This window comes from Pseudomonas sp. Irchel s3b2, assembly GCF_900187445.1.
Lineage (GTDB): Bacteria > Pseudomonadota > Gammaproteobacteria > Pseudomonadales > Pseudomonadaceae > Aquipseudomonas.
In genome coordinates this window covers 970,226-992,611 of record NZ_FYEB01000001.1, presented here as the reverse complement: position 1 = coordinate 992,611, position 22,386 = coordinate 970,226, and the positions used below count along the sequence as shown (strand labels likewise).

Sequence of the window (22,386 nt, the reverse complement as noted above, 5' to 3'; positions counted from 1 at the left end):
TGGCGTTCAGTGTTCCAGGTTACCGAATATGGCGCAGCGGACGGGACTCGAACCCGCGACCCCCGGCGTGACAGGCCGGTATTCTAACCGACTGAACTACCGCTGCGCGTAGCGTTGAAAGTAAATGGTGGGTGATGACGGGATCGAACCGCCGACATTCTGCTTGTAAGGCAGACGCTCTCCCAGCTGAGCTAATCACCCTTTACCTTCGTTGCGGGGCGCATTATGCCACAGGTTTTTATAAAGTGTTGATTTATTTGAAGTTTTTTTCAAAAAATCTAAAAACCGGTGAAACGATGCAACCCACAGGAACAACAGTGAAACTTGAGGCAGAAAAAAGCCCGCCTAAGCGGGCTTTTCCGTGGTGACCTGGCGTTCAGCGTTCCAGGTTACCGAATATGGCGCAGCGGACGGGACTCGAACCCGCGACCCCCGGCGTGACAGGCCGGTATTCTAACCGACTGAACTACCGCTGCGCGTAACACTAAAGCGAATGGTGGGTGATGACGGGATCGAACCGCCGACATTCTGCTTGTAAGGCAGACGCTCTCCCAGCTGAGCTAATCACCCTTCACTTTCGGTGTGGCGCGCATTCTACGGAGCGACCCAATCTCTGGCAAGCACTTTTTTAATTAATTTTCTCAGGCCTTCCAAAGGCTTAGAGAAGGGTTGGCCTATGGCACACGGAGGACAATAATGCCCCCCTTTGTATAAAGGAGAGACTCACCCCATGTGGTTCAAAAACCTGCTTATCTATCGCCTGACCCAAGATCTGCCTTTTGATGCCGAGGCGTTGGAAACTGCACTGGCCACCAAACTGGCGCGTCCATGTGCAAGCCAGGAGTTGACCACCTACGGTTTCGTCGCCCCGTTCGGCAAGGGCGAAGACGCGCCGCTGGTGCACATCAGCGGCGACTTCCTGCTGATCGCCGCCCGTAAGGAAGAACGCATTCTGCCGGGCAGCGTCGTGCGTGACGCGGTGAAGGAAAAGGTCGAAGAGATCGAAGCCGAACAAATGCGCAAGGTCTACAAAAAGGAACGCGACCAGATCAAGGATGAAATCATCCAGGCTTTCCTGCCCCGCGCCTTTATCCGTCGCTCGTCGACCTTCGCCGCCATCGCGCCGAAACAGGGCCTGATCCTGGTTAACTCGGCTAGCCCGAAACGTGCCGAAGACCTGCTGTCCACTCTGCGCGAAGTGATCGGCTCGCTGCCAGTGCGTCCGCTGACGGTAAAGATGTCGCCGACCGCCACCATGACCGAATGGGTCACCACCCAGAAAGCCGCGAATGATTTCTTCGTGCTGGATGAGTGCGAACTGCGCGACACCCACGAAGACGGCGGCATCGTGCGTTGCAAGCGTCAGGACCTGACCAGCGAAGAAATCCAGCTGCACCTGAGCACCGGCAAAGTGGTCACTCAACTGTCGCTGGCCTGGCAGGACAAACTGTCGTTCGTGCTCGACGATAAAATGGTGGTCAAGCGCCTGAAGTTCGAAGACCTGCTGCAAGATCAGGCGGAACAGGACGGTGGCGACGAAGCCCTGGGTCAACTAGACGCCAGCTTCACGCTAATGATGCTGACCTTCGGCGACTTCCTGCCGTCGATGGTTGAAGCGTTGGGTGGTGAAGAGACCCCGCAGGGTATCTAAAAACAACCGGTTCCCCATGAAGGAACCGGATCAAATGTGGGAGCTGGCTTGCCAGCTCCCACATTGATTAGATTTCCAAAGGCAAATCGCTGCTCAGCAGGCGGCGGATTAAGCCGCAAACTTGATCCTCGGGTTAATGATGGAGGTCTTTGATGTCCTGGATCATTCTGTTTTTTGCTGGTCTGTTCGAAGTCGGCTGGGCCGTCGGCCTGAAATACACCGACGGTTTCAGCCGCCCTCTTCCTACCGCACTGACCGTTGCCGCCATGGCGATCAGCCTTGGCCTGCTGGGCCTTGCCATGAAGGAATTACCGCTGGGCACGGCCTATGCGATCTGGACCGGGGTGGGTGCAGTCGGAACGGTAATCGCCGGGATCATTTTGTTTGGCGAATCCATGGCGTTGTTTCGGCTGGCCAGTGTGGCGTTGATCATTGCCGGGTTGATTGGGCTCAAGGTCAGCGCTTAGGCCTCTACCGTCTTCGCGGGCAAGCCTCGCTCCTACAGGGATTGGTGGTGTGTCCACAATATATGGCACAACACAAAACCGTGTTGACGGAAAGGCTCAGAAGAGGCCCGCCCGATCACCAACTATCTAACGGCCCCACGCAACTCCCCCACCAACCCTTGCAATGTCGCCGGCTCAGCCACCTCAACCGCCACCGCCGGCCCCGCCACCAACGTCACCCGCGACCACAGCCGACGGAACATGCCCTTGTCCGGATCACGGCTGAAGAAACTTCCCCACAACCCCTGCAACGCCAGCGGAATCACCGGCACCGGCGTTTCTTCGAGAATCCGCGTCAGCCCGCCCTTGAACTCGTTGATCTCGCCATCGGCGGTCAACTTGCCTTCAGGGAAAATGCACACCAGCTCGCCATCCTTCAGATACTGGGCGATGCGGGTGAAGGCTTTTTCGTAGATCTGAATATCTTCCTGACGCCCCGCGATCGGAATCGTCCCCGCCGTGCGGAAGATGAAGTTCAGCACCGGCAAGTTGTAGATTTTGTAATACATCACAAAGCGAATCGGCCGACGCACTGCACCGCCAATCAGCAAGGCATCGACGAACGACACATGGTTGCAAACCAGCAGTGCCGCGCCTTCATCGGGAATCAGCTGCAGATTGCGATGCTCGACACGGTACATGGAATGGCCGAGCAGCCAGATCATGAAACGCATGCTGAACTCAGGGACGATTTTGAAGATATAGGCGTTGACGCCGATGTTCAGCAGCGACACCACCAGGAACAGCTGCGGGATCGACAGCTTGGCGATGCTCAGCAAGACGATCGACACAATCGCCGACACCACCATGAACAGAGCGTTAAGAATGTTGTTGGCGGCGATCACCCGTGCCCGTTCGTTCTCGACGGTACGCGACTGGATCAGCGCATACAGCGGCACGATGTAGAAACCGCCGAAGATTCCGAGCCCGAGGATATCGATCAACACCAGCCAGGCGTGGCCAAACCCTAGGACTTCGATCCATCCATGGCCAGCAACGCTGTCCGGAATCCCGCCGGAATGCCACCAAAGCAACAGGCCAAACACCGTCAGACCGAATGAGCCGAACGGCACCAGACCGATCTCGACTTTGCGTCCGGAGAGCTTCTCGCAGAGCATCGAACCCAGTGCGATACCGACCGAGAACACCGTCAGAATCAGCGTCACCACAGTCTCGTCGCCGTGCATCCATTCCTTGGCATAGGCCGGAATCTGCGTCAGATAAATCGCCCCGACAAACCAGAACCATGAGTTGCCAACGATCGAACGCGATACCGCGGGCGTTTGCCCTAGACCCAGTTTCAAGGTGGCCCAGGACTGGCTGAAGATGTTCCAGTTCAGGCGCATTTCCGGCGATGCCGCCGCGGCTCGGGGAATGCTGCGGCTGGCCAGGTAACCGAGCACCGCGATACCGATGATGGCCGTGGACACCACCGGCGCATAGTTGCTGGCGGACATCATGATCCCGGCACCAATCGTCCCGGCGAGAATTGCCAGGAAGGTGCCCATTTCTACCAGACCGTTGCCGCCCACCAGTTCTTCTTCGCGCAAGGCCTGCGGCAGGATCGAATACTTCACCGGCCCGAACAGCGCCGAATGGGTGCCCATGGCAAACAGCGCCACCAGCATCAGCGACAGGTGATCGAACATGAAACCGACCGCGCCCACCGCCATGATGACGACTTCCCCGAGCTTGATCAGACGGATCAGCGCGTCCTTGGCGAACTTTTCCCCGAACTGCCCGGCCAGCGCCGAAAACAGGAAAAACGGCAGGATAAACAGCAACGCACACAAGTTGACCCAGATCGAACGGTCACCCTCGATGGTCAGCCTGTACAAAATGGCGAGGATCAGCGACTGCTTGAAGATGTTGTCGTTGAACGCCCCGAGCGACTGCGTGATAAAAAACGGCAGGAAGCGCCGAGTGCGAAGCAAGGTGAACTGTGAGGGGTGACTCATCTTCCATGTGTCCCTGATGTTGGGTAGCTGATGTTAGGTAGAGAGTGGCGTGGATACTTTTATTGGAATATCAAACGTAGATCCAGGCCACAGATTACCCAATCTTTGCCGGTTATTTCTTTAATCCTGCAATGCACGGCGAAACAAACAACTCACCCCGCCACGCGCCCTGCCCCGTACGTTTGGCGACGATCAGCCACATCACCGCCAGTAACGCCACCAACACGCAACCAAAGACACTGAAAAACGTCAGGTTCAAGGTGCTGGCCAGTTTCAGCGTAGCCAGGGAGTAGACCCCCAGCGGGAAAGTGAAGCCCCACCAGCCGAGGTTGAACGGAATGCCGGCGCGCAAGTAACGCACGGTGATCAGCAGCGCCATTAGCATCCACCAGAACCCGAAGCCCCAGAGTGTGATGCCGGCCACCAGGCCAAGCCCCGCAGCAATTTCACCGATACCCGTCAAACCGTTGGCGGCAAAAATCAGCGGCGCGTCGGCTCCCAACAACAACATTCCCAGCGCACCGGTGCCAATCGGCCCAAGGGCCAGCCAACTCGAGGCGGCCATGTTTTCGTGGGGCAATTTATGCAACGCCATACGCAATAACAGGATAGTCAGAATGCTGAACGCCACCGGCAGGGAAAACGCCCAGAGCACGTAGCTGGTCACCAACACCACCAGTTGTGAATGAGCATCGACCAAGTGCGGCGCCAGCAAGCCGCCGCTGACAGCCGCCACTTCCGCCGCCACCACCGGCAACAGCCAGACGGCGGTCATCTGGTCGATGCTGTGCTCCTGACGAGTGAACATCATGTAGGGAATCAATACGCCGCAGGCCAGCGACATCGCCACATCCAGCCACCACAGCACTTCGGCAAGATGAATCACACCGTCACCCCAGCGCGGCAGACCGAACAGCAGAAAGCCATTGATGATGGTCGCAAGCCCCATGGGAATGGTGCCGAAAAACATCGAAACCGTGGAGTGGCCAAAAATCCGCCGCGCCTCGTCGAAGAACATGACCCAACGCGCGGCATACATGGCCGTGAACAAAACAAAAAGGACAATATTGAACAGCCACACCCCTTCGGCAAAGGCATGCAGACCGGGATTCGACACCGGCAATTGCGCAAGCGCCAGCGCCAATACACCCGTGCCCATGGTCGCCGCGAACCAGTTGGGGGTGAATTGGCGGATGGCCTCTCGAGGGTGCTGCAAATGACTGAGCGGTTTGATACCGGGTTTAACGCTATGGGTGCAGGTCATGGTGACTCCTGTCCTCTCGTGAGGTGGAGCTCATGGTAGATCCGAATCGAATATCGATATAACGGGTAATATCTCTAAATGTTATCTGCTTTATAGATAACTAATCAGACACTGCCTTCAGATTCGATCACCAATATTCTTGCCACACCCAACGGATGAGCCACATGCTCGGTGCCCACTGAGGCATAAAATATATCGCCGACTTCGAGTAGCGTTTCCTTTTCCAGGCCTTCTTCGCGATAACGCATCTGCACCTGCCCATCGAGTACCACGAACACTTCCTGACCGTCGTTGATGTGCCATTTATAGGGCTGATCGGTCCAGTGCAAGCGGGTGGTGATGCCGTTCATGTTGGCGATATCCAAAGCGCCCCAGGCACGATCGGCGGTGAAGGATTGGCTGCGGATAATCTTCATGGGGCGGTCCTTCGAAATGAATGGCGGTGCCAAGGCTAACGGTCATAGAACATCGATGCCACAGACTTTGACAGTCTGCACACGCATCAACCCGACCAGCGCACCAAGCGACAGAATGATCAGCACCGCGCCATAACCATCGGTGGTTGCCACCAGGCCAAAGGTCCGCGTCAGACCGCCAGCCAGCAACGACGGCAAGCAGAACGCCAGGTAACTGAGCGCGTAAAACGCCGACATCAAACCCGCCCGCTCATGAGGCAAGGCCAGCGGCACGATGCTTCGCAAGGCACCCAGGAAACCCGCTCCAAAACCGCCGCCCGCCACCAGGGTGCCGAAGAAAAACAACGGCAGGCTGGCGCTGTGTACCGCCAGCAGAATCAGCGCAACGCCCGCAGGCAGCAGACTCGCGCCCAACAGCAAGACTTTGTCGGCCGGCCGATTGCGCAAGGTGTAGATCATCAATGCACCGGTCACTGTCAACACGGCCACCGTAGCCCCGCCAATCAGATTCGAGGTGGACCCAGTGGCGGTCCGCACCAGAGACGGCGCCAGGGAAGCGAAAAAACCACCGAGCGCCCAAACCGCTAGATCTATCGGCAGCACCCGCCACAGCATACGCCGCGCCTGAATCGGCACATGCAAGGTCGGGCGCAGCGAGGCCCAGGCACCCGATTGCCGTGTGACGCTTTCCGGCAGGCGCCAGACGTACAGCGCTTGCATCACAAACAGCGCGAACAGCACCCAATAGGTCAATTGCAGCGGCAGCGGCGCAAACTCGGCCAACACGCCGCAGCCCATGGCACCCAGCGCCATGCCCAGCAACGGCGCAACGCTGTTGACCATCGGCCCTTGCTGACGGTCGGTGTCCAGCAGCGCCGCACTTAAAACGGCGGTGGCCATGCCCGTGGCAAAACCCTGCAGGACCCGCGCACTGATCAGCCAGGCAACGCTGTCGGCGTTGATAAACAGCAACATCGCCAGCATGTTCAGCAATACGGCGGTAAAAATCACCGGTTTGCGCCCCAGATAATCCGAAAGCGAACCGACCGTGAGCAACGCCGCCAGCAAGCTGAGGGCGTAGACGCCGAAAATCAGGGTCAGGGTCGCTGCCGAGAACTGCAGGTGTTCTTGATACAAGTGATACAACGGCGTTGGCGCGGTGGAAGCGGCGAGAAAACTGAGTAAGGTGATCGCCAGAAACCACAGGCTGGAACGGTTTGACGTTAGACGGGACATAAGCACACTCCGCAAAAGCTAACTTTTTGCTTTTGCGGAGTGTGCTACTGGTAAACGCTTAAAGCAAATTCTTTGTGTTAAGGTCCGCCGTATGGCTATTAAAGAAGGTTTACGTCCTGGTGGCCGCAGCGCCAGGGTGCAAGAGTCGATTCATTCGGCAGTCCGCGCGCTCCTCGAAGAACAGGATCGCGCGAGCGTGACCGTGCCGCAAATCGCTGCCCGGGCCGGGGTGACGCCGTCGACCATTTACCGGCGCTGGGGTGATCTGTCGGCGCTACTGGCCGACGTCGCCCTCGCCCGCATGCGCCCCGACAGCGAACCGGCCAATACCGGCAGCCTGCGCGGTGACGTGCGGGCCTGGGCGGAGCAGTATCTGGACGAAATGAGTTCCGAGCCCGGGCGCAACATGATGCGTGACGTGCAATCCAGCGCCACGCCGGGCTATTGCGTGACGATCATTGGCGGGCAGTTGCAGACGATTCTGGATCGCTATCCCGGGCAGCCGAAGCCGAGTGTCGATCGACTGATCAATATGGTGGTGGCGCCGACGGTGTTTCGCATCCTGTTTGCGGCGCAGGTGCTGGAGGTTGAAGAGTTGCATCGGTTGATTGATATTGCGTTGAGTCAGTAACGCCGCCTTCGCGGGCAAGCCTCGCTCCTACAGGTATTGCGTAACCTTTGTAGGAGCGAGGCTTGCCCGCGAAGAGGCCCGAAAATACACCAAAAATCCAACTGACTCTCAACCTGCGACACCCCACCACGCCACGACCTTGGTCGACACTGACTAACTCATGCGGTCATGCGAGACTGTCCTGACCGGGCGGAGTCCCGGATGTCTTTTGCCTGGAGTTCCCATGTCGCTGTCCATCGGGCTGATCGCCACCGTCGCCCTGGCCTATATGGCCATCCTGTTCGCTATCGCCTTTTACGGCGACCGTCGCAGCACGCCGTTGCCGCCACGGGTGCGTGCCTGGGTGTACAGCCTGTCGCTGGCCGTTTATTGCACTAGCTGGACATTCTTTGGTGCCGTGGGCCAGGCGGCCGAACAACTCTGGTCATTCCTGCCGATCTACCTCGGGCCGATCCTGCTGCTGGTATGCGCGCCGTGGGTTCTGCAAAAAATGGTGATGATCAGCAAGCAGGAAAACATCACCTCCATCGCCGACTTCATCGCCGCCCGTTACGGCAAATCCCAATCGCTGGCGGTGGTGGTGGCGCTGATCTGTCTGGTCGGCGTGTTGCCCTACATCGCCTTGCAGCTCAAGGGCATCGTGCTGGGCGTGAACCTGCTGATCGGCGCGGGTGCCGATGCCATGGGCACCCGCGCGCAGGACACGGCGCTGATCGTATCCTTGGTACTGGCGCTGTTCACCATCGTTTTCGGTACCCGCAACCTCGACGCCACGGAACACCACCGCGGCATGGTGCTGGCAATTGCCTTTGAGTCGCTGGTCAAGCTGTTCGCTTTTCTCGCGGTCGGCGCGTTCGTGACCTACGGCTTGTACGACGGTTTCGACGACCTGTTCGACCAGGCCATGCTCGCCCCGCGCCTCGAAGCGTACTGGAAAGAAACCATCAACTGGCCGTCCATGGTGGTGCAAACCGGCGTGGCGATGATGGCGATCATCTGCCTGCCCCGGCAGTTCCACGTAACCGTGGTGGAAAATATCGACCCCCAGGATCTGCGCCTGGCCAAGTGGGTGTTCCCGGCTTATCTGGCGCTGGCAGCGTTGTTTGTGGTGCCGATCGCACTGGCCGGCCAGATGTTGCTGCCCAGTTCGGTACTGCCGGATTCATTCGTCATCAGCCTGCCTCTGGCCCAATCCCACCCTGGCCTGGCGATGCTTGCGTTTATCGGCGGTGCTTCGGCGGCGACCGGCATGGTGATCGTGGCCAGCGTGGCGCTGTCGACCATGCTCTCCAACGACTTGCTGCTGCCGTGGTTACTGCGGCGCAACAACGCCGAGCGACCATTCGAAGTGTTCCGCCAGTGGATGCTTTCGGCGCGTCGGGTGAGCATTGTGGTCATCCTGCTGCTGGCCTACGTCAGTTATCGACTGCTGGGCTCCACCGCGAGCCTGGCAACCATCGGCCAGATCGCTTTCGCCGCCGTCACCCAACTAGCCCCGGCCATGCTTGGCGCGCTGTACTGGAAACAGGCTAACCGCCGTGGGGTGTTCGCTGGGCTGGCCGCCGGTACATTCCTCTGGTTCTACACGTTGGTGTTGCCCATCGCCGCCAACGGTCTCGGCTTGCCCCTGAGCAGTTTTCCGGGTCTGGCCTGGCTGCAAGGCAACCCGTTGAACCTGCCGATCACCCCGCTGACTCAAGGCGTGGTGCTGTCCCTGGCGGGCAACTTCACCTTGTTCGCCTGGGTCTCGGTGCTGTCACGCACACGGGTGTCGGAGCACTGGCAGGCCGGCCGCTTCATCGGCCAGGAAATCAGCGCCCGCCCCAACGCCCGTTCGATGCTGGCGGTACAAATCGACGACTTGCTGCAACTGGCCGCCCGTTTTGTCGGCGAAGAACGGGCTCGTCAGAGCTTCATCCGTTTCGCCTACCGTCAGGGCAAAGGCTTCAACCCGAACCTGAACGCGGACGGTGAATGGATCGCCCATACCGAACGCTTGCTGGCCGGTGTACTCGGCGCATCTTCGACTCGGGCGGTGGTAAAGGCCGCCATCGAAGGTCGGGAAATGCAACTCGAGGATGTCGTGCGGATCGCTGACGAAACCTCGGAAGTGCTGCAGTTCAACCGCGCCCTGCTGCAAGGCGCCATCGAGAACATCACCCAGGGCATCAGCGTGGTCGACCAGTCGCTGAAACTGGTGGCCTGGAACCGGCGCTACCTTGAGCTGTTCAACTACCCCGACGGTTTGATCAGCGTTGGCCGGCCGATTGCCGACATCATTCGCTACAACGCCGAGCGCGGTCTGTGCGGGTCCGGCGAAGCGGAGGTGCATGTCGCCCGTCGCTTGCACTGGATGCGTCAGGGCCGGGCCCATACCTCCGAGCGGTTGTTTCCCAATGGTCGAGTGATCGAGCTGATCGGTAACCCGATGCCCGGCGGCGGTTTCGTCATGAGTTTTACCGACATCACCGCGTTCCGCGAAGCCGAGCAAGCGCTGAAAGAAGCCAACGAAGGCCTCGAGCAACGGGTCACCGAACGGACCCACGAACTGTCGCAACTCAACCTTGCCTTGACCGAAGCCAAGGGCACCGCCGAATCGGCCAACCAGTCGAAAACCCGTTTCCTGGCCGCCGTCAGCCATGACCTGATGCAACCGCTGAACGCCGCGCGGCTGTTCTCTGCCGCCCTCTCTCATCAGGAAGACAGTTTATCCAGTGAGGCGCAGAAACTGGTTCATCACCTGGACAGTTCGCTACGCTCGGCCGAGGACCTGATCAGCGACCTGCTGGACATTTCCCGCCTGGAAAACGGCAAGATCAACCCTGATCGCAAGCCCTTCGAACTCAATGAGTTGTTCCGTACATTGGGCGCCGAGTTCAAGGCTCTGGCGCAAGAACAGGGCTTGAAATTCCGTGTCCGGGGCAGCGCGTTACGGGTCGACAGCGACATCAAGCTGCTTCGGCGGATTTTGCAGAACTTTCTGACCAATGCCTTCCGCTATGCCAAAGGGCCGGTGCTGCTCGGCGTTCGGCGGCGCAACGGTGAGCTGTGCCTTGAGGTCTGGGACCGTGGGCCGGGCATTCCGGAAAACAAACAGCGGGTGATTTTCGAAGAGTTCAAACGCCTCGACAGCCACCAGACTCGGGCCGAGAAAGGCCTGGGTCTGGGCCTGGCGATTGCCGATGGGCTGTGTCGCGTGTTGGGTCACACCTTGCGCGTGCGTTCCTGGCCGGGGCGCGGCAGCGTGTTCAGTGTCAGCGTGCCGCTGGCTCGCGTCCAAGCCGCGATGCCAGCCAAAGTCGCCGAACTGAATGGCCATTTGCTCAGCGGCGCGCAGGTGCTGTGTATCGACAACGAAGACAGCATCCTGATCGGCATGAACAGCTTGCTCACGCGCTGGGGTTGCCAAGTCTGGACCGCGCGCAACCGTGATGAATGCGCGACGCTGCTCGGCGATGGGATGCGTCCGCAATTGGCGCTGGTGGATTACCACCTGGACGATGGCGAGACCGGAACCGAGTTGATGGCATGGTTGCGCACGCAACTGGGCGAGCCTGTGCCAGGGGTGGTGATCAGTGCCGATGGACGGCCGGAGACGGTGGCCCAAGTGCATGCAGCGGGCCTGGATTACCTGGCCAAACCAGTGAAACCGGCGGCGTTGCGGGCGTTGTTGAGTCGGCATTTGCCGTTGTAAAGCGACCTCCGGGTCAACGCAAAACCTGTGGCGAGGGAGCTTGCTCCCGCTCGGCTGCGAAGCAGTCGCAAAACACGAAACGCGGATTGCGTTACGGGAAACGGGGGGCTGCTACGCAGCCCAACGGGAGCAAGCTCCCTCGCCACAGCAAGCCCCCTCGCCACAAATATCATTGGAAACCAGAGGCCTACTCCGGCAACTCGGCCAAGCCATCGACATCCGTCATCGCCCGCTCCAGCAGGTCCGCCGGTAAGCTCTTGCTGGCCCGTGCCCCAAGCAGTTTGAGCTGCTCGCTGCGGCTGACCAGGTTGCCGCGGCCTTCTGTCAGCTTATTGCGTGCAGAGCTGTAGGCCTTGTCCAGTTGCTGCAGGCGATTGCCGACTTCATCCAGATCCTGAATGAACAACACGAACTTGTCGTACAGCCAACCGGCGCGCTCGGCGATTTCCCGGGCGTTCTGGCTCTGGCGCTCCTGCTTCCACAGGCTGTCGATGACGCGCAAGGTGGCCAGCAACGTGGTCGGGCTGACGATCACGATATTGCGGTCGAATGCCTCCTGAAACAGCGTCGGCTCAGCCTGCAACGCCGCAGAAAACGCCGCTTCAATCGGGACGAAAAGCAGAACGAAATCCAGGCTGTGCAAGCCGTCGAGCCGCTTGTAGTCCTTGCCGGCCAAGCCTTTGACGTGACTGCGCAGGGACAGCACATGCTGCTTGATCGCGATCTGGCCGATGGCATCGTCCTCGGCGGCCACATATTGCTGATAAGCCGTGAGGCTGACTTTGGAATCGACCACGACCTGCTTGTCGCCGGGCAGGTAGATAATCACATCCGGCTGGAAACGCTCACCGTCCGGCCCTTTGAGATTGACCTGGGTCTGGTACTCACGCCCCTTCTCCAGGCCCGCATGCTCAAGCACCCGTTCGAGAATCAGTTCACCCCAGTTGCCTTGGGTTTTCTGCCCTTTCAAGGCGCGCGTCAGGTTGGTGGCTTCGTCGCTCAGGCGCAGGTTCAGTTGTTGCAGCCGCTCCAGTTCCTTAGCCAGGGAAAAACGCTCGCGGGCTTCGGCCTGATAGCTTTCCTCGACGCGTTTTTCGAACGACTGGATCCGTTCCTTCAACGGATCGAGCAACTGCCCCAAACGTTGTTGGCTGGTTTCGGCAAAGCGTTGCTCACGCTCATCGAAGATCTTGCCCGCCAGCTCGGCGAATTGCGCACGCAGCTCGTCTCGGGAGCCTTGCAGGTCGTTGAGGCGCTGCTGATGGCTTTCCTGCTGCTCACGCAGTTCGGCGTTAAGAGAGGCTGCCTGAGCGTCGAGGCGACGCAACTCAGCCTCTTTGCCTGCGCGCTCGATATTCCAGGCGTGGGCCGCGTCGCGGGCATCGTCGCGTTCGATCTGCAGCAGTTCGACTTCACGGCGCACAGCGGCCAGATCGGCCTGTTTGGCGGAATTGGCCTGGCTCAGGTCAGCGATTTCATCTCGGCAGGTGTCAAGCTGGGCATTCAAGCCGTCCTGCGTCAGCTGGGCGATGGCGAGGCGCTCTTCCAGCAGCGCCAGCTCGGCCTGCCCCGAACTTGCCCGACGCTGAAGTTGCCAGGCCAGTACCAGTAACGGCAGTGCTGCGCCCGCCAGACCCAGCAATGCGCTGGTCAAGTCCATCGCCATAGCCACTCCTGCCGATTAGATAAAGCGTGAAGGTTAACCAAGGCGTCAGGTCTTGGACAGCTCAGTCTTCGGCCAGGCCGAGTTCCTGTTGTGCGCGTCGGTCGCCCGCACGTGCGGCCTGACGCAACAGCTCCTGACCAATGCGGCGGTCCCGGGCATTTCCACATTCGCGGCACATCAGCTGGCCGAGGCGGCTTTGCGCGGCCACGATTCCTTCGCGGGCAGGCTGCTTGAGCAGGCGTCCGGCGAAGTGTTTAACGTTGGAGTTTTCGCCCAGTCGCGGGCTGTCCAATAACCACTCGGCCACGCGCATCGAAAAGCGCTTGGGCGGGGTAACACTGGGGGATGTTGAGGCAGCAGGGACTGATACTGAGCGAAACTTCATAAAGCACTGTGGGGCAGATCGGAAGGCGCGCCACTCTACTCTTTTTTTCGTACAGGTAAAGCCCGAAAAAAGCCTGCACGCCCGTCCTAGAGCAAGCGCTTGGGACAATCCACAGAAGCTGTGGATAACTCAGTGGACAACCGCCTTTGAACTCGCGCAAAGCCGTGTGGGATGGGGCTCGCAGTCAAACTGACGATTTTTTCACCAGTAAAAAAAAGCGATGTTTTTCATTGACTTAAATTTTCATTACAGGCACCCACTCCCATTGAGGCGAGGATGACAGTGGGATTACAGTTCGCGCAACTTATGTGCACAAGTCCCTGCGAGGCAGTTATATCGATGCGCTTTTTCGGCGCGTTTTTTGGTAATGCCTGGGGATAAACCCGTGCAACCCGCGCTACAGATTGATCCTGGCTCGATCGTCCTCTCGGATCAACGGTCGGGTTGCGGATTATTACGGGGCACTCGTCTGCCGGTGACTCTTGCGACCACTCAACCGGAACTCGTCGGTAGGTATTCCAGCGATCTTTTTTGCGAATAGACTTCCCTTCGGCAGTTCAATCCGTTAGTATCCGCGGCGTTAGTACCAAGCTGAAAGTCAATTCTGGTCGAACAAATCCCCCCGGTCAGCCTTCTCCAAGAGACGCCTCACCGACAAAGCGGGATCGACCACCTCGATGGTTTCCAGGTAAACCTTGCGCCAACATAGCCTTTGAATCGAAAACAAAGGGTGTTGCGAAGCTCACTTACTCTGACCGAACCAACCTGCAAATTGATCAGGATCTTCACCCCGGGCCCAGAACCTTTGCCCTTGATGTGTTGCCTGCCCTCCTAAGTACCTACCTGCCAGCCCAAGCGCGCCAATTTATCAGCGCTTCAAACTGGCTGCTTTGTTCCAGTTGGGTTCTTCGTTCGACCAATGGTGGTCGTCGTCACTGGAACGTTTTAACTTTGCACGGCTCTTATCCCGTGTCGCTTGTAGGAACACCCATTATGTCCACGCAAATCCACACTCAGGATGCCATTCGCACCCTAACCAACGCTTTTGCTCCAATGAACTGCCTGATCATGGCCGCTCGCAAAGGCTGCTTCAGCTTCACTCTGGTCAACGAACACGGCATCGCTCGCCACAGCGAACGCCTGTACCCCGATCAATACTCCAGCGCAGAGCCGCTGCAGGCTGTGATCGAACGCACTCGCCAGGCATTGGTTGCCTGAGACGCCAGAAAAGCTGAAAGCCTCAAAAGCCCTGCTCAAAAGCGGGGCTTTTTATTGCCCGATATTTCTCATTTCATGGTCTACGGCTAAGCACTAACCGATATAACAGTTATAACTCGAAGCCGGAAATATTTTAAAAACAGTCCTTTACAGCGAAATAATGACACTACACTTCAACTCAAGCGGCTTGATCCGCTTCCGGCGAGACTGAATCGATCCATTGCTGCCAAGGCCCCCTTCAGGTCTCGCCGACCACTTCAGGTTTCGAGGGCTTTATGGGTATCGCCGCCAGCGAACTGTGTCGTTATGTGATCCGTCCGACATTGATCTACCTCGGACGCCACAGCGCAACTGCCGAATCCCTGCTGCTGGGCATCGCCGCCAGTCAGTCAGCCCTTGGTTCAGCCCTGCATGACCGCCGTGGACACGGCCTGTACCGAATCACCGAGCTCCGCCACAAAGCACTCTGGGATCACTACCTGGCCTTGGACCCGGATCGGGCAAGCCTGGTCCGCGGCTTGGCCAGCCAGCATGCTTTTCTCAGCGGCCCGCACGTGGAATTGACCGTCAACCTACGTTACGCCACTGCCATCGCCTGGCTGCTGGTAGAAGAACAGAACACTCCCCTCCCCGCCTCCGATGACCTGTTGGGAATGGCCAGAATCTGGCGCCAGACATTCCAGCCCCAAGGTCGTCTGCGAGATTTCACCTACGCCTGGCAAACCTGTGTTTCATCCTTGAATCAAGTCGCCTGCTGATCTACCCATTTTCCGAAGATCGCACAAAATGTCGCGATTTTGGTCGGATTGTCCTACAAAACCGCTCTAACTCAAGCGATACAGGCTATAGCGCCCGAACGAAAATGTTGGTAATTTTCGCTCCGGTGATCACCAAGAGTTCTAATAATGAAAAAAGTAATGCTCAAAACCACCCTTAGTCTCGCCGTTGCCTTGGCATCCACCCAAATATTTGCGAGTGGCTTTGCCCTCAATGAACAAAGCATCAGCGGGATGGGTACAGGTTTTGCCGGGCGATCTTCCTCTGCCGACGACGCAAGCACCATTTTTGGCAACCCTGCCGGCATGTCCCGCCTCAAGCGCGAACAAGTGACCGGCGGCGCTGCACTGCTCGACGCACACACTGACATCAGCCACGCCAGTTCCAGCCCGAATAGCGGCAGCAACGATGGCGACATGGTTCCGCTCGTTGCCGTACCGATGGGCTACTACGTCAAGCCAATCGATGACCATTGGGCATTCGGCATCGGCATGTATGCCCCGTTCGGCCTGGTGACCGACTACGAGAACGGCTTTGCCGGCCGTTACTTCGGCAGCAAGAGCGAAGTGAAAGTCATCACGTTGCAACCGACCGTCAGCTATGCCTTCAACGACAAAGTGTCGATCGGCTTCGGCCCGACCATCAACCGCATCGAGGGCACCCTGGAATCGAACCTGTCGATCACCCAGGCCGCGCCGGACGGCAAGGTCAAGATCAAGGGCGACGACACCGCGCTGGGCTACAACATCGGCGTGCTGGTTCAAGCCACCGACAGCACGCGCGTTGGCCTGACCTACCACTCGAAAGTGAAGTACAAGCTCGAAGGCGACACCAAGGTCAACTACAACGTCCTCGCGGCGGTAGGCCAGAGCACAAGCCAGAAGTACGATGCTTCGCTGGACCTGACCACGCCTGAGTCGGTCGACTTGTCGGTCACTCACGCGCTGAACGACAAGTGGACCCTCTATGCAGGCAGCACCTGGACTCGCTGGAGCCGCCTGAAAGATATCACCGTTGAAAACGAAGGCGTGCCGACCATTTTGAATGGCCAGTTCGGCACCATTACCGAAGAACAGAACTGGCACGACACCTGGGCTCACGCCATCGGCGCGTCCTATCAGCTGAACAAGGAATGGGTGCTGCGTACCGGCCTGTCCATCGACCAGGCACCGACCAACAACGTCGACCGCTCCCCACGCATCCCGACAGGCGATCGCAAGATTTTCAGCCTGGGCGCCGGCTGGAGCCCGACCGACGACCTGACCATCGACGTAGCGTACTCGTACCTGCGCGAAGAGTCGGTCAATATCAACAACAGCAACAACCGTGGCCAGACCTACAACGCCGAGTATGAAAACTCGGCGAACGGTTTCGGTGTAGGTGCGACCTACCGTTTCTGATGATTCACGGCGAGTTTGACTCCCTCGCCGCCTGAATTGAAAAAGCCCCGCGCTCTTGTACAGAGGCGGGGCTTTTTAGTGCGCGTCGATCAGGGTTTCGAAGCCAGGGCTTTCTCAACCGCCTCGATGAACTCGGGATTGTCGGGTTTGGTCAGGCTGGAAAAATTGGCGATCACTTTACCTTGGCGATCGACCACGTACTTGTAGAAATTCCACTTTGGCGAACTGCTTTGTTCAGCAAGGACCTTGAACAAATGCGCTGCGTCATCGCCGCGGACTTTCTGCGGCTCGGTCATGGTGAAAGTCACGCCGTAGTTCACGTAACAGACCTTGGCAGTCTCTGCGCCATCCTTGGACTCTTGCTTGAAATCATTGGACGGAACACCGACCACCTCGAGTCCTTGATCCTTGTAACGCTGATACAGCGCCTCAAGTCCTTTGAACTGCGGGGCAAAGCCACAGAAGCTGGCGGTATTGACCACCACCAGTGGCTTGCCGGCGAAGCGCTGGCACAGATCGATGGATTCCTTGGCTCGCAGCTTGGGCAACGAGCCTTGTAGCAACTCCGGGCATTCTGCCGCCTGGGCCAAGCCGGTAAAAGCCATCAACAACGCGGGAACTGCAAGCCAGCGCATCAGCATGTCAGTGCATCCTTGAACAATCGTCAGAAAACGAAATTACTCGCCTTAGCCGTTCGCTAGCAAGCACCCATGCCCAACTGCATCAATGCCAAACCACCCTGACGCCAGCCCCACCACGCCAAGGCCAGCAGCAATACGCCGATGGCGATTACAGCCATCCGCGGCCAGAGACTGTTCATGCTGCACTCATCCGGGTTTGCAAACGTGTCACCGGCTGCTCTCGCACCGGCCAGTTCAGGGCTGCGGCCACCAGACTCAAGAGAATTGCCACCTGCCAGATCAAGTCGTAACTCCCGGTTCGGTCATACACCACCCCACCCAACCAACCGCCGAGGAACGAGCCGAGCTGGTGGAAGAGGAAAACGATCCCACCGAGCATGGACAAATTTCGTACACCGAACAAGGTCGCTACCGTGCCGTTGGTCAAGGGCACCGTCGATAACCAGAGAAAACCCATGGCCGCACCGAACAGATAAGCCGTGACTTGAGTGACCGGCGCCCAGAGGAACAGCACAATCACCACTGCCCGCAACAGATAAAGACCAGTGAGCAAACGTGGTTTGGACATCCGCCCGCCAAGCCAGCCCGCCGTATAGGTGCCGAAGATATTGAACAGCCCGATCAGCGCCAGCACCGTGGTGCCGACGGAGGCTGGCAAATGTTGGTCCACCAGATAGGCCGGCAAGTGCACGCCGATGAACACCACTTGAAAACCGCAGACGAAAAAGCCGAACGCCAACAGCCAGAATCCTGAATGGGAACAGGCTTCGCGTAGCGCTTCAGAGAGGGTTTGCTCGTGCCCGAGGACCGGCAGCGGCTTGTCCTTGAGCATGCTCACCAGCGGCACAATCAGCGCCACGATCAGACCCAACACCAGCAATGCCGCGGACCAGCCCAGCCAACCGATCAATCCCAGCGTACCGGGCAACATGGCGAATTGACCGAAAGAACCGGCGGCGCTGGCGATCCCCATGCCCATGCTGCGTTTTTCCGGTGGCACGGCCCGGCCGACCACGCCGAGGATCACCGAGAACGAGGTGCCCGACAGGCCGATACCGATCAACAGCCCGGCGCTCAAAGACAAGGTCATCGCCGAATCGGACAGCCCCATGAACACCAGGCCCAAGGCGTACAAAACACCCCCGATTAACACCACCTTCGCGGCGCCAAAGCGGTCGGCCAGCGCACCGGTGAACGGCTGCGCCAGGCCCCAGATCAGGTTCTGCAAAGCAATGGCGAAGGCAAACACTTCGCGGCCCCAGCCGAACTCGGCACTCATGGGCGCCAGAAACAGCCCGAAGCCGTGTCGCACACCCAGGGACAACGCCAGAATCAGCGCACTCCCCAATAGCACCCAACCGCATGTACGCCACATCGATGTCATTCTTGTTCTCCGGTAGCGGGTATATACCCGCTTAAGATTGAACAAACTGGCCTCAAGCCAGTTCATCCAGCAGTTTCAGCAAGATTTCACGCTTCTCGGCACCCAGGCGGTCGATCAACCGTTGCTGCGCTGCTTCCCAGGCCGGCAAGGCCGCTGCCAGACGTTCGCGCCCGGTCTCGGTGAGCAGGACGATGCGATTGCGCATATCCTCGCCCTCGACCAGCGTCACCAGACCTTCGCCCTCCAGCACCCGCAGATTGCGCCCGAGGGTGCTGCGATCCAGGCCCATGGCTTCGGCCAGCGACGAGATGCTCGGCTGATCCAGACGCTGCAGATTGCACAGCAGAGAATACTGGGCAACGTTGATCCCGAAGCCGTCGAGGGCGCCGTCGTAATGCCTGCTGACGCCACGAGCGGCGCGACGCAGGTTGGTACACAAACATTGGGAAGGAAGCATAGTGCGTGTATATACCCGCGGTTAAATGAAAGCAAATTTTTCGACACATTATTACCGTAGGAGCGAGGCTTGCCCGCGAAGGCGCCAGCACAGTCAACATTGATATCAACTGACACACCTCCTTCGCGGGCAAGCCTCGCTCCTACAAGAGCAATGCAAGACCCACCAGCACCGCCACTTCCAGCAATTCCAGCAATGCCCCCGCTGTATCACCCGTCGTCCCGCCCAACCGCCGCACCATCACTTGCCGCAACCAGACAAACAGCACCGTCGCCAATACAAGTGCCCATACACCGTCGAGGCCAGCCATTAGCACACAAACCACCGCACTGATCACTAACACCTGCTGACCGGCCAAACGCGGCAGATGATCGGCCAGCGCCTGCCCCAATCCACCGGGACGCACGTAAGGCGTGGTGAGGAATAACCCCAGCAACGCGCTGCGACTAATCAATGGAACGATGATCAGCACCACGCTGTGCTGCTGCTCGATCAACGCCAGCAATGCGGCGAACTTGAGCAGCAACACCAGCCCCAGCGTCACCACGGCAATCGGCCCGCTGCGCGGGTCTTTCATGATGGTCAGGGTGCGTTCACGGTCGCCGTAGCCACCGAGCCACGCATCGGCGCTATCGGCGAGGCCATCCAGGTGCAACGCTCCGCTGAGCACAACCCAAACACTCAGCAGCAATGCCGCGTGAAGCAATATTGGCGCGCCCAGCAATAGCCAGTTCAGCCCCCACAGAACTGCGCCGAACAGCAAACCGACCAGCGGATAAAACAGCAGCGAGCGGCCCAACTCCTCGGGCGTCGGCATCCCCGGCAGGCGAATCGGCAGGCTGCTCAGAAATTGCAGGGCGATCCAGAACGGCAACATGGTCAGATCGCTTCCCTTAACAAGACGCCGGACTCGACCGACAACGAGAACAACGCGCCATGGCCAACTTCAACATTAAGCAACTGTTCACGCGGCAATCCGCGCGCTTGAGCCAGCAACAAACGCATGACGCCACCATGACTGATCAGCAAGATTCGCTCACCCGCATAGGTCGCGTGCAGCCGTTCGATGGCCGCCAACACTCGCGCAGAAAAATCCGCCACCGGTTCACCTTCAGGCGGAGTGAACGAATAGGGATCGGCCCAGAACAAGCCCAACGCCTCGGCGCTGGTTTCCATCAGCGCCGCCGCGCTCTGCCCTTCCCAGGCACCGAAGTGCAGCTCTTGCAGATCCTTATCCAGCTGCACCGGGAGACCCAGTTGCGCCCCAAGCTCTTGCGCAAAGCGTGCGCAACGCTGCAACGGTGAGCTGACCAGTCGATCCCAAGGCCCCTGCTCGATCACCGCAGCACGCATCTGCTCCCAGCCCTTGCCGGTCAGTGCATCGTCGAGGCTGCCGCGCAAACCGCCGCCGAGTTCGGTTTCGCCATGGCGCAACAGGTCCAGACGCAAGGTCATGCCGGGCGATCCGCCACCGCGGCTTCGGCGAACGTCGCCATCTGCCCGTGCAGGTCGCAGGCCAGACGCAGCAATGGCACGGCCAATGCCGCACCGCTGCCCTCGCCCAGTCGCAGGCCGAGGTCCAGCAACGGTTCGGCGTTCAGGGTTTCGAGCACATGGCGATGACCCGGTTCGGCGCCGCGATGACCGAACAGCAACCACTCACGGCAGGCCGGATTCAAACGCACCGCCACCAGTGCGGCGACGCTACAAATAAACCCGTCGACCAACACCGCGACGCCTTCCTGAGCACAGGCCAGGTACGCGCCGACCAGCGCTGCAATTTCGAAACCGCCGAGGTTGAACAGGGTCTGCAACGCATCGCCCCGTTGAACGCTATGCAACGCCAAGGCGCGTTCGATGACCTGAGCTTTATGGCTGACACCCGCCGCGTTCAAACCGGTGCCCGGCCCGGCCAGATGCACCACCGGGCAATCGAGCAAGGCACAGGCCAATGCGCTGGCCGCGGTGGTGTTGCCGATGCCCATTTCGCCACCGATGAACAGCTGCGCGCCGGCTGCGATGGCGCGCTGCACACTGTCGCGGCCGGCCCGCAAGGCGAGTTCGCCTTGGGCCTGAGTCATCGCCGGCCCCTGGACGAAATTCGCCGTGCCCGGGCCGATACTCAGGTGACGCACACCCGGCAGATTCAACGACGGCGTGACGGTGCCGAGGTCGACCACTTCCAGGGAAGCCCCCAACTGCCGCGCCAACACGCTGATCGCCGCGCCGCCGCTGACAAAGTTGAGCAGCATCTGCCCGGTGACTTCCTGCGGAAACGCCGACACTCCCTCGGCGACCACACCATGGTCACCGGCAAAAATCGCGATCCACAGCTGATCGAGCGTCGGTTTGACCTGCCCCTGCAACCCGGCCAGTTGCACCGCCACCGATTCGAGCTGGCCGAGCGAGCCGGCAGGCTTGGTCAGTTGCTGTTGACGCGCCTGCGCCTGTTCCACCGCTTGCGCGTCGATTGGCTTGCACGGGTTCAGCCACCAGGAGTGAGTCATAACGCAGTTCCTTTCAAAGTCAGGGGCAGGCCGGCGACAGTCAGGACGACTCGCTGACAGCGCTCGGCCAAGGCTTGATGCAGCCAACCGGCTTCATCGACATAGCGGCGAGTCAATTCGCCCAGCGGCACGACACCCATGCCGGTTTCGTTACTGACAAAAATGATTTCACCGGGCAACGACGCCAGGCAGTCCAGCAGGGCTTCGCGTTCAGCCGACAGGCGCTCGGCGTCGTCGAGCATCAGTAGATTGGTCATCCACAGGGTCAGGCAATCCACCAGCAAGCAACGATCGGCACTGGCGTTTTCGCGCAGCACGCGGGCGAGTTCCAGGGGTTCTTCGATCAATGCCCACTCGGCTGGACGACGGGCGCGGTGATGGGCCACCCGTTCGTTCATTTCACCGTCCAGGGGTTGGCTGGTGGCGATGTAGGTGACTTGGAGTTGACTGTCTGCCGCCAGTTTTTCAGCCAGGCGACTTTTACCGGATCGGGCGCCGCCGAGGATCAGTTGCAGCATGGTTTATTCCTTAGATGTGCGGTGTCGGGGCGGGGCCTCTTCGCGGGCAAGCCTCGCTCCTACGGAATGGAGGTGTT

The 22,386-nt window shown here is 59.2% G+C and carries 21 protein-coding genes and 4 tRNA genes; 7 read left to right on the top strand and 18 right to left on the bottom strand.

Annotation, left to right across the window (positions count from 1 at the left end; translation table 11 throughout):
• Positions 1-29 precede the first annotated feature (29 nt).
• The 4 genes from CKW20_RS04675 to CKW20_RS04660 form a co-directional block, all read right to left on the bottom strand.
• A tRNA-Asp gene (locus CKW20_RS04675) sits at positions 30-106 on the bottom strand.
• A gap of 19 nt (positions 107-125) precedes the next feature.
• A tRNA-Val gene (locus tag CKW20_RS04670) sits at positions 126-201 on the bottom strand.
• Positions 202-399: 198 nt separating this feature from the next.
• Positions 400-476: transfer RNA gene (locus CKW20_RS04665), tRNA-Asp, on the bottom strand.
• Positions 477-494: 18 nt separating this feature from the next.
• A tRNA-Val gene (locus CKW20_RS04660) sits at positions 495-570 on the bottom strand.
• A 160-nt stretch (positions 571-730) separates the two neighbouring features.
• On the opposite strand from CKW20_RS04660, the gene rdgC reads away from it, so the two are divergent.
• Complete coding sequence (gene rdgC / locus CKW20_RS04655; protein ID WP_052967943.1) at positions 731-1,651, top strand: recombination-associated protein RdgC; 921 nt, start codon at positions 731-733, stop codon at positions 1,649-1,651.
• Positions 1,652-1,803: 152 nt separating this feature from the next.
• Entirely contained in the window at positions 1,804-2,118 is a 315-nt protein-coding gene (sugE, locus tag CKW20_RS04650) for a quaternary ammonium compound efflux SMR transporter SugE (protein ID WP_010456757.1), read from the top strand.
• A 122-nt stretch (positions 2,119-2,240) separates the two neighbouring features.
• On the opposite strand, the gene CKW20_RS04645 is transcribed toward sugE, so the two are convergent.
• The 4 genes from CKW20_RS04645 to CKW20_RS04630 form a co-directional block, all read right to left on the bottom strand.
• Positions 2,241-4,115: an MFS transporter gene (locus CKW20_RS04645; protein WP_095051857.1), complete on the bottom strand. Its 1,875-nt coding sequence runs from the start codon at positions 4,113-4,115 to the stop codon at positions 2,241-2,243.
• A gap of 112 nt (positions 4,116-4,227) precedes the next feature.
• Complete coding sequence (locus CKW20_RS04640) at positions 4,228-5,379, bottom strand: TDT family transporter (protein ID WP_095051856.1); 1,152 nt, start codon at positions 5,377-5,379, stop codon at positions 4,228-4,230.
• A 104-nt stretch (positions 5,380-5,483) separates the two neighbouring features.
• Positions 5,484-5,795, bottom strand: a complete 312-nt coding sequence (locus CKW20_RS04635; RefSeq protein ID WP_095051855.1) for a cupin — start codon at positions 5,793-5,795, stop codon at positions 5,484-5,486.
• 42 nt (positions 5,796-5,837) lie between these two features.
• The gene (locus tag CKW20_RS04630; RefSeq protein WP_095051854.1) at positions 5,838-7,031 is read right to left on the bottom strand and encodes an MFS transporter; all 1,194 of its coding nucleotides are present in this window, start codon (positions 7,029-7,031) and stop codon (positions 5,838-5,840) included.
• A gap of 91 nt (positions 7,032-7,122) precedes the next feature.
• On the opposite strand from CKW20_RS04630, the gene CKW20_RS04625 reads away from it, so the two are divergent.
• Together CKW20_RS04625 and CKW20_RS04620 are read left to right on the top strand one after the other, a co-directional pair.
• The gene (locus tag CKW20_RS04625) at positions 7,123-7,662 is read left to right on the top strand and encodes a TetR/AcrR family transcriptional regulator (protein WP_095051853.1); all 540 of its coding nucleotides are present in this window, start codon (positions 7,123-7,125) and stop codon (positions 7,660-7,662) included.
• A gap of 223 nt (positions 7,663-7,885) precedes the next feature.
• The gene (locus CKW20_RS04620; RefSeq protein ID WP_095051852.1) at positions 7,886-11,356 is read left to right on the top strand and encodes a PAS domain-containing hybrid sensor histidine kinase/response regulator; all 3,471 of its coding nucleotides are present in this window, start codon (positions 7,886-7,888) and stop codon (positions 11,354-11,356) included.
• Positions 11,357-11,543: 187 nt separating this feature from the next.
• Here the strand turns inward: CKW20_RS04620 and rmuC are convergent, their stop codons facing one another.
• Both rmuC and CKW20_RS04610 read right to left on the bottom strand, forming a co-directional pair.
• The gene (gene rmuC / locus CKW20_RS04615) at positions 11,544-12,908 is read right to left on the bottom strand and encodes a DNA recombination protein RmuC (protein ID WP_167344813.1); all 1,365 of its coding nucleotides are present in this window, start codon (positions 12,906-12,908) and stop codon (positions 11,544-11,546) included.
• Positions 12,909-13,083: 175 nt separating this feature from the next.
• Positions 13,084-13,407 carry a hypothetical protein gene (locus tag CKW20_RS04610; RefSeq protein ID WP_095051850.1) on the bottom strand — a complete coding sequence of 108 codons (324 nt, stop codon included), beginning with the start codon at positions 13,405-13,407 and terminating at the stop codon, positions 13,084-13,086.
• Positions 13,408-14,400: 993 nt separating this feature from the next.
• On the opposite strand from CKW20_RS04610, the gene CKW20_RS04600 reads away from it, so the two are divergent.
• From CKW20_RS04600 to CKW20_RS04590, 3 genes are all read left to right on the top strand, one after another.
• Positions 14,401-14,625 carry a hypothetical protein gene (locus tag CKW20_RS04600; RefSeq protein ID WP_007898912.1) on the top strand — a complete coding sequence of 75 codons (225 nt, stop codon included), beginning with the start codon at positions 14,401-14,403 and terminating at the stop codon, positions 14,623-14,625.
• Positions 14,626-14,900: 275 nt separating this feature from the next.
• A complete protein-coding gene (locus CKW20_RS04595) occupies positions 14,901-15,383 on the top strand; it encodes a hypothetical protein (protein ID WP_095051849.1) in 483 nt (160 codons plus the stop codon).
• Between the two features lie 147 nt (positions 15,384-15,530).
• Positions 15,531-16,802, top strand: coding sequence for an OmpP1/FadL family transporter (locus tag CKW20_RS04590; RefSeq protein WP_095051848.1), 1,272 nt, complete (start codon positions 15,531-15,533; stop codon positions 16,800-16,802).
• An 89-nt stretch (positions 16,803-16,891) separates the two neighbouring features.
• Here the strand turns inward: CKW20_RS04590 and CKW20_RS04585 are convergent, their stop codons facing one another.
• The 8 genes from CKW20_RS04585 to cobU all read right to left on the bottom strand — a co-directional run bounded on the left by CKW20_RS04585 (position 16,892) and on the right by cobU (position 22,309).
• Positions 16,892-17,443 carry a glutathione peroxidase gene (locus CKW20_RS04585; protein WP_095051847.1) on the bottom strand — a complete coding sequence of 184 codons (552 nt, stop codon included), beginning with the start codon at positions 17,441-17,443 and terminating at the stop codon, positions 16,892-16,894.
• 56 nt (positions 17,444-17,499) lie between these two features.
• On the bottom strand, positions 17,500-17,622 hold the full coding sequence (locus tag CKW20_RS29780) for a hypothetical protein (RefSeq protein ID WP_256580749.1): 123 nt from the start codon (positions 17,620-17,622) through the stop codon (positions 17,500-17,502).
• A complete protein-coding gene (locus tag CKW20_RS04580) occupies positions 17,619-18,827 on the bottom strand; it encodes an MFS transporter (RefSeq protein WP_095051846.1) in 1,209 nt (402 codons plus the stop codon). The genes CKW20_RS29780 and CKW20_RS04580 overlap by 4 nt, the downstream gene beginning before the upstream one ends.
• A gap of 52 nt (positions 18,828-18,879) precedes the next feature.
• The gene (locus CKW20_RS04575; protein WP_095051845.1) at positions 18,880-19,284 is read right to left on the bottom strand and encodes a MarR family winged helix-turn-helix transcriptional regulator; all 405 of its coding nucleotides are present in this window, start codon (positions 19,282-19,284) and stop codon (positions 18,880-18,882) included.
• Between the two features lie 142 nt (positions 19,285-19,426).
• The gene (locus CKW20_RS04570; RefSeq protein WP_095051844.1) at positions 19,427-20,161 is read right to left on the bottom strand and encodes an adenosylcobinamide-GDP ribazoletransferase; all 735 of its coding nucleotides are present in this window, start codon (positions 20,159-20,161) and stop codon (positions 19,427-19,429) included.
• 2 nt (positions 20,162-20,163) lie between these two features.
• A complete protein-coding gene (cobC, locus tag CKW20_RS04565; protein ID WP_095051843.1) occupies positions 20,164-20,739 on the bottom strand; it encodes an alpha-ribazole phosphatase family protein in 576 nt (191 codons plus the stop codon).
• Positions 20,736-21,791, bottom strand: a complete 1,056-nt coding sequence (cobT, locus tag CKW20_RS04560; RefSeq protein WP_095051842.1) for a nicotinate-nucleotide--dimethylbenzimidazole phosphoribosyltransferase — start codon at positions 21,789-21,791, stop codon at positions 20,736-20,738. The genes cobC and cobT overlap by 4 nt, the downstream gene beginning before the upstream one ends.
• Positions 21,788-22,309, bottom strand: a complete 522-nt coding sequence (gene cobU, locus CKW20_RS04555) for a bifunctional adenosylcobinamide kinase/adenosylcobinamide-phosphate guanylyltransferase (RefSeq protein WP_095051841.1) — start codon at positions 22,307-22,309, stop codon at positions 21,788-21,790. The genes cobT and cobU overlap by 4 nt, the downstream gene beginning before the upstream one ends.
• Between the last annotated feature and the right edge of the window lie 77 nt (positions 22,310-22,386).